Annotated in this window: 6 protein-coding genes and 7 tRNA genes; 11 read left to right on the top strand and 2 right to left on the bottom strand. The window is 47.4% G+C overall.

The genetic code is table 11. From position 1 onward, the window contains the following. The first annotated feature begins 30 nt into the window (after nucleotides 1-30). From A7975_RS29195 to A7975_RS29155, 9 genes are all read left to right on the top strand, one after another. Nucleotides 31-121 (top strand) — tRNA-Ser (locus A7975_RS29195). Between the two features lie 106 nt (nucleotides 122-227). Beyond that, nucleotides 228-302, top strand: a tRNA-Glu gene (locus A7975_RS29190). Between the two features lie 49 nt (nucleotides 303-351). Next, a tRNA-Lys gene (locus A7975_RS29185) sits at nucleotides 352-427 on the top strand. 54 nt (nucleotides 428-481) lie between these two features. Then, nucleotides 482-566 (top strand) — tRNA-Leu (locus A7975_RS29180). A 178-nt stretch (nucleotides 567-744) separates the two neighbouring features. Then, nucleotides 745-1,059 (top strand): hypothetical protein, encoded by a 315-nt coding sequence (locus A7975_RS29175; protein WP_053372193.1) that lies wholly within the window; start codon nucleotides 745-747, stop codon nucleotides 1,057-1,059. Nucleotides 1,060-1,161: 102 nt separating this feature from the next. Beyond that, nucleotides 1,162-1,236: transfer RNA gene (locus tag A7975_RS29170), tRNA-Glu, on the top strand. Between the two features lie 50 nt (nucleotides 1,237-1,286). Continuing rightward, nucleotides 1,287-1,362: transfer RNA gene (locus tag A7975_RS29165), tRNA-Lys, on the top strand. Nucleotides 1,363-1,420: 58 nt separating this feature from the next. Beyond that, nucleotides 1,421-1,505 (top strand) — tRNA-Leu (locus A7975_RS29160). Nucleotides 1,506-1,661: 156 nt separating this feature from the next. Beyond that, complete coding sequence (locus tag A7975_RS29155; protein WP_065387463.1) at nucleotides 1,662-2,813, top strand: Gfo/Idh/MocA family protein; 1,152 nt, start codon at nucleotides 1,662-1,664, stop codon at nucleotides 2,811-2,813. Between the two features lie 6 nt (nucleotides 2,814-2,819). Here A7975_RS29155 and A7975_RS29150 read toward each other — a convergent pair whose 3' ends face one another. Beyond that, nucleotides 2,820-3,719 (bottom strand): AraC family transcriptional regulator, encoded by a 900-nt coding sequence (locus tag A7975_RS29150; RefSeq protein WP_255314603.1) that lies wholly within the window; start codon nucleotides 3,717-3,719, stop codon nucleotides 2,820-2,822. An 83-nt stretch (nucleotides 3,720-3,802) separates the two neighbouring features. Further along, a complete protein-coding gene (locus A7975_RS29145) occupies nucleotides 3,803-4,141 on the bottom strand; it encodes a L,D-transpeptidase (protein ID WP_065387462.1) in 339 nt (112 codons plus the stop codon). A 157-nt stretch (nucleotides 4,142-4,298) separates the two neighbouring features. On the opposite strand from A7975_RS29145, the gene A7975_RS29140 reads away from it, so the two are divergent. Together A7975_RS29140 and A7975_RS29135 are read left to right on the top strand one after the other, a co-directional pair. Beyond that, a complete protein-coding gene (locus tag A7975_RS29140; protein WP_053372189.1) occupies nucleotides 4,299-5,438 on the top strand; it encodes a GntR family transcriptional regulator in 1,140 nt (379 codons plus the stop codon). 225 nt (nucleotides 5,439-5,663) lie between these two features. Beyond that, nucleotides 5,664-7,220 carry an S-layer protein gene (locus tag A7975_RS29135; protein WP_065387461.1) on the top strand — a complete coding sequence of 519 codons (1,557 nt, stop codon included), beginning with the start codon at nucleotides 5,664-5,666 and terminating at the stop codon, nucleotides 7,218-7,220. The last annotated feature ends 63 nt before the right edge of the window (nucleotides 7,221-7,283 follow it).

Raw genomic sequence — 7,283 nt, 5'->3', positions numbered from 1 at the left:
GGTTCGAGTCCTGTTCGGGGAGCCAGATTTGGAGAGATACCCAAGTGGCTCAAGGGGACCCTCTGCTAAGGGGTTAGACTGCGTAAGTGGTGCGAGGGTTCGAATCCCTCTCTCTCCGCCACATTTTTTTCACAAGTGCTGTAACGGGAAGACCGTTCATCCGGTCTTTTTTATTTGCCGCTTAAGGTTGCGACATTGTGAGAAGCTATTATTGATGTGACACATACGGCCCGTTGGTCAAGTGGTTAAGACACCTCCCTTTCACGGAGGTAACAGGGGTTCGAGTCCCCTACGGGTCACCAATTTCCTCAAAGTGTACCAGCTCTAAGGAGCTCGATTCATTCACAGCGAGAGCCATTAGCTCAGTTGGTAGAGCACCTGACTTTTAATCAGGGTGTCGAAGGTTCGAGTCCTTCATGGCTCACCATTTTCTTAGCAAGTTTGAGGGAATGTGAGCGAAGGATGTTCGACTTATAAATGTGCGGTAGTGGTGGAACGGCAGACACGCTATCTTGAGGGGGTAGTGTCCCATGGACGTGCAGGTTCAAATCCTGTCTACCGCACCATAACTTACTCTTTGCCGATGTATATAGGTGAACTTAGAAGGTGTCATAACGCACTTTTCTGATAGATGATGCCACTTTATATTCAGATCATAAAAATCTGACTAGAGAGTGGTTTTTTCGTTATAAGTTACTCGAACCGTCCAAACAGATGCATCATTAGAGATGAGGAGCTGTAAACATGAAAATAAACTTAAACTTTACGAACAAGGGACAAGCGGCGATTGGGAAATTTAATAACGAGGAATTGCTTGAGATTTTTGGCCGTTACAGCAACACGTTAATGAAGAAATATTCCATTGAGGTAACGGTGCCTGCTGAAGGCAACGAAGCGATTATCGAAAAAGGCACGCTTTCGGTTTATGTAGACAAAATCGAATGTGATGTTGAGACGTTCTTCAAGGAATTGGGCAGAGATGTTAAGGTGCCTTTGAAGAAAAGACTTACTCCTGAAGACAAGTTGGACAACGTGTTTAAAGCGGAGACGATTGAATAATCGCGCTCAAATATTTTTTGAAAAAAATGCTTGTACTTCAGCTAAATAGCTGATATAATCATTTTTGTTGTCTCAGACAGCATTTGATTTCAAGTTATAAACGGCCCGTTGGTCAAGTGGTTAAGACACCTCCCTTTCACGGAGGTAACAGGGGTTCGAGTCCCCTACGGGTCACCATTTTCCTCAAAGTGTATCAGCTCTTGAGAGCCTCTATACAGTCACATTGAGAGCCATTAGCTCAGTTGGTAGAGCACCTGACTTTTAATCAGGGTGTCGAAGGTTCGAGTCCTTCATGGCTCACCATTTTCTTAGCTAGTTTAAGGGAATGCGAGCGAAGGAACGACATTCAAACTTAAAATGTGCGGTAGTGGTGGAACGGCAGACACGCTATCTTGAGGGGGTAGTGTCCCATGGACGTGCAGGTTCAAATCCTGTCTACCGCACCATATCAAATACATTCAAGTCCTTGCGGAAGCAAGGGCTTTTTTTATTTATGCGTCGCGGAAAACCGCAAAGTAGCGTTATTTTCGCACAAGGTAAACATACATTTGAAATCGCATGCTTGGTAAGCTGATTGCAACATGCTTAAGGGGGATTCCATTATGCTAAAAGTTGCGATTATAGGTGCAGGTGCGATTTCGACTGCTCATATTGAAACGTATTTAAAGTTCCCGGAGCGCTGCCAGGTGGTGGCGATCAGCGATATTTATGCCGAGAAGGCGGAGGCTCGCATCCGGCAGCATCAGTTGGAAGCCAAAGCGGTTTCAGACTATACGGAGCTGCTAGGGCAGGATATCGACCTTGTATCGATTTGTACGCCGCCTTACACGCATGCGGAGCTTGCTGTCGCATTTCTAGAGGCTGGCGTGCATGTGCTCGTAGAGAAGCCTATGGCTTCCTCCTTAGAGGAGTGCGACCTGATGAACGAAGCGGCTAGTAGGAGCGGAAAGCTATTGTCAGTTGTCGCTCAGAACCGCTTCAAGACGCCTATGATGAGACTGAAGTCGATACTGGAGAGCGGCCTGATGGGGGATATTGTACATGCCCAGGTCGACTCCCTCTGGTGGCGCGGCCACTGCTACTATGACTTATGGTGGAGAGGAACATGGGAGAAGGAAGGCGGAGGCTGCACGCTGAACCATGCGGTTCATCATATCGATGCTTGGTTGTGGATGATGGGGCAGCCGGCCGACGTGCAGGCGTTCATGACCAATACGTCCCATGACAATGCCGAGGTCGAGGATTTATCGGTTGGCATTTTTCGCTATAAGAGCGGTGCGCTCGCGCAGGTGACAAGCTCAACCGTGCATCATGGGCAGGAGCAGCAGCTGATTTTTCAAGGGACGAGAGCTCGTGTCTCCGCCCCATGGCAGGTGAAGGCGTCTACGGCGCTGACTAACGGCTTCCCGGAGGACAATCATGAGCTGGAGGCGGAGCTTCAGCGCTGCTATGAGGCGTTGCCAGAGGTCGTCTATGAGGGGCACGCCGGTCAAATCGATAATGTGCTCACTGCCATTGAGGGCGGCGGTCCTGTGCTTATAGATGGATTAAGCGGCCGCCAGACGCTGGAGGTTATCATCGGGATCTATAAGGCAGCCAGTACGGGATTGCTTGTGAAATTTCCGATACAAAAGGATGATCCGTATTATACGCGAAGCGGCATGCAGGCGAATGCGACTCATTTTTATGAGAAAAAAACCTCGGTGGCAAGCTTCGCCGACCTGAAGATTACGACGGGAAGCGACTACAAATAAAGCTTTTTAGCGCGGCAGCGGGTACAGCTTGCGATGGAACTGCTTGCGGTATTGATGCGGCGTGATGCCCATTTGCGCTTTGAACATTTTGCAAAAATAAGAGCTATTCGTAATGCCGACCTCCTCGCCAATTCGGGCAATCGACTGCTCGGAGGCGGTTAGGAGCATAATCGCTTGCTGCATTTTTTTGGCGGTAACGTAGTCGGAAATGCTGCTCCCCGTACAAGCCTTGAACAGATGGGAGAGGTGGTAGGGGGAGAGATGAAGCTCGCTTGCCATATGCTCCAGCCGAAGCGGCTCCTTGTAATGCTTATCCAGCCATTCCAGCATAAGTTCCGCCTGATGGGGCTTGCGCGATGCATTTCCACTATGGGGCGGTGCCGGCTGCTGCTCCCATAGCTGCTTGAACGTTCTCAGGAAACCTACGAGAAATAAAGAAAACTCCTCGAAATAATCGCCTTTGGCTAACTGCGGCAGAGTCTGCTCCCAGCTTCTCAGCAAGCTGTGCAGCAGCTCTGCATCTCCCGTATGATACAAGCAAGGCTCAGGTAAAACACCCGTATGAATACGCTTATAAAAAGCTTGCAACATAGGCCATTTGTCAAAATAGCTTTCGTATAAGCTTGGCTCAAAATGAACGATGGAGCGAATAAAGGGCGTCTCGGCGCTCAGTTCCACCTGAACGTGATGCAGCTGATAGGGCTGAAATATGCATAGCATCCCAGGAGAGAGCGAATAGCTTTTTTGCTCGATGATGAGCGTGACTTTGCCTTCATGGACGATCAATATTTCGACTCCTTGATGGGCATGAAAGGTCCCTTGATAGTGATCGGGCTCCTTGCTTGTGCGTTTATATGCAAAATAAAGCGGGACATCCCGCAAGTTAACGGTATGGATGTAAGACACCTCAAGCACATCCTCGCTAAAAAGTAGTTGCGCTCTATTAGTTTAACATAAGGGCACGGCTTTTTTTTGGAGGATGCGGAAGCTTATGGCCTGATTGTTACACGCGTGTTGAGGGGGACGATTCTGGACAGCGCGAGGACGTCGTCGTTATACATTCGGATACAGCCATGTGAAACGATATGACCGATAGACGAAGGGTCGTTAGTGCCATGTATGCCGTAATGAGGCTTCGAGAGTCCCATCCAGAAAGCGCCGAACGGACCGCCGGGGTTAGGCTGCTTGTTGATGATCGTATATTCGCCGACAGGCGTTTGGGTGAGCATTTTGCCAATGCCAACGGGATAGGCTTGCGTAACGATGTCGCTATCCAGCAAATACAGCTGACGATCGGAAAGATCGACGATAATGCGGTAGTCGGGCATAAGGGCTCCACTCCTTTTTCTCTTATGTTATGTAGAGCGGCGGAGCTTTGCTTCAATTGTTAATATTAAGGTTACTTCGCACATTTATTAATGCTATGTTATATTTATATATAATCATTATAGTAAACTTTAAATTTAGCCTTGGAGGCTTGGGAAGATGAGCGTAGATAGAGAACCTCTTTACATACAAATTCAGAACTATTTTAAAGAACTCATCAGCACGAGGCAGTTGAAGGAAGATGAAAAAATTCCGACGGAGAAAGAAATGATCGAGCAATTCAAAGTGAGCCGGATTACGGTAGCGAATGCGCTGAACGAGCTCGCGAGGGAAGGCTGGATTTACCGAATACCCGGCAGGGGAACCTTCGTTAAAGGGGTGCCTGAGCAGGAAATCACGCCAGAGAGAGCTGCTTCTGCTCCTGTTTTGGACAGCTCGATTAAAGCGGAACGACCTAAGATTGGTCTCATTTTTCCTTTTGTAGACGATTATTTTGCGATTCGGCTCATACGGGGAATTACAGACGCGCTGGAGGATAGCGAATATTCGCTGGTGATGATGTTCAGCTTTAACTCCAAGGAACGAGAGAAGGAAATTATCCGCGATTTAAAAAGCAAAGTCGAGGGCTTGATCATCTTTCCTGTTGATGCAGAGATCTATAACGAGGAAATTATAGCGCTCAAAATGTCGGAATATCCCTTTGTGCTTATTGATCGCTATCTTCCAGGCGTAGAGACGAATGCCGTATACTCAGACAGTCTGCTAGCGGCCAAGCTAGCGGTTGATCACCTATGGAGCCTAGGGCATCGAGAAATCGCAATTTGTTCGGATTCGCCGGTTCCTACTGTATCTGTTGACGATCGGATCAACGGCTACATGCAGGCTCTAAGGGAGCGTGGAGCGATGATAAACCCGGCTATGCTCCTAACGGATTTTGACTCCGATATGGATATGCTTGACCCGGAGCATCCATTGTTTCGTTATATTAAGAACCGCGTAGCTACCGCGTTTATTGCTTTGAACGGGAACTTGGGCTTCAAAATTTGGTCGATCGCCAAACGGGCTGGCATTAAGGTACCAGAAGAGCTGTCTATCGTAACGTTCGATAATCCTAGCCCAATGATGGAGGATCTCAGCCTGTTTACACATATTGACCAATCGGAAAGCGATATGGGCTTGAAGGCGGGAGCGCTGATTTTACAAATTTTGAAGGGCAGGCTGCTTTCGACTCAAAATATAAGGACAGTATTGGAACCTAAGCTTGTTATCAAGCAAACAACCGCAGCGATTAACGAATAGCAGTCATTGCAATATATCTGAATGCAGCATAGGCAATTCATTTTGGACCTGACCGAGCTAGGTTAGGTTTTTTTGCGTTGCGTTCGTATTTATCGCAATAAAAATGGCATTTAGTTATGATGAGAAATATTAATATTATCTATATTAAATATATCATTGTCAAAAACAGAAAATCGTTTTATACTGTAAGCGTTTACTAAATCTTAATATATGCTGGAGGGGTTCATGATGTCAAAGAAACGTGTATCCGTAATACTTGGGCTGACGCTTGCTGCAACGATTGCAGCGCAAGGCGCTTCTGCTTCAACGGACCAAAAAGAAGCCGTTAAAAACGGCAAATGGTTAACCGGTGAATATCATGTGCATACTTATCAATCCGATGACGCGCAGCATTCATTGACCTACTTGCTGGATCAAGGGTTTGAGAATTACGGCCTCGATTGGATGGGGTTTGCGGATCATCTGCGAATGGAATCGAGAGATGACAACGGGCAACCGCTGCCGAATGGATCAATCCCGTTCTCGCAAGGGATGCTGGAATATCAGGTTCCAAAAATCAAGCAGCTTCAACAGGCTGGCAAATACCCGGGCAAAATCATTTTCTCCGGCTTTGAGTGGGATATGCCGACCTATGAGCATGTTGGGATTGGAATTATTACGGACAAGCCGGGCTCCGAGCAGAGCTTGAAAGCGGCAAGTCAGTTCGAGTATTTGTTCACGAACCGCGAAGAGAAGTATTTTGATCCGGCCGATGCAGCCGAATGGACATCTAAGGACAGCCGGGCTTTTTCTACGCGCGAAGATGCGCGTACAGCATTGAATTGGCTGGAGACCAATTACAAGAAAACCAGCTTTGCAATGTTCAATCACCCATCGAGAAAAACGGTATACACAATATCGGATTTCCGCGATTTCAACAATATCGCTCCGACGGTTGCTTTCGGCTTTGAAGGCATGGTCGGCAATCAAATGGAGCCTGACCGCGGAGGCCTCAATTTAGCAACGCCGAAGAACCGGACATACGGCGGTGCGGACTACATGCTGGCTCAAAAAGGCGGCGCTTGGGATGCGCTTCTCGGAGAAGGGCGCCGGTTCTGGAATTTTGCCAATTCGGATACTCATTTCTTCATTAGCGACAATCGCCTTTATTCCAGCGGATACCGTCCGGGCGAATATTCGAAAAACTATACGTGGGTCAATGGCAGCGACTCGCTTGCTGTTCTGAACGGCATGCGTTCGGGCAAATCGTTCTCCGTATTCGGCGATTTGATCAATGCCCTTGATTTCAATATTACGAAGGGGAACAACAAGGCGGAAATGGGCGGGGAGCTGAAAGTGAAAAAGAACGAGCAGCTCACCGTAACGATTAAATTTAAAAGCCCGAAAAAAAATAACAATGGCGATGCCGTTAAAGTCGATCACGTGGATCTCATCTCAGGCGATGTGACAGGAAAAGCGCAGCCGGGTACTGCTGCGTACAACAAGGAAACAAACGATTCGACCAAGGTACTCAAGCGTTTTACGAGCAAAGAGTGGATAACGACGAAAGACGGTTACAATGTCATTACGTTCAAAGTAAAAGCTTCCGACAAAAATCAATACTTCCGGCTTAGAGGTACTAATTTGGGCGTTAATGTGCCTGGGGAAACACTGAACGGAGAGCCGTTGATGGATGAAAAGACGGATATCGAGGATAACGAGGCTCGGTTTGTCGAAATCAACAAAAGAAACTACAAAGATCTGTGGTTCTATTCCAACCCGATTTTTGTAAGTGTAAAATAATGACGGCAACACGGACATCGAAATAATAAAAGACTTCAATTAACGAAAACTGCAGCCGCTTGG

It is taken from the genome of Bacillus sp. FJAT-26390, assembly GCF_001682865.1.
Taxonomy (GTDB): Bacteria; Bacillota; Bacilli; order Paenibacillales; family Paenibacillaceae; genus Pristimantibacillus.
Note: the sequence above shows the minus strand (reverse complement) of the source record. Positions and strands in the feature narration are given on the sequence as shown.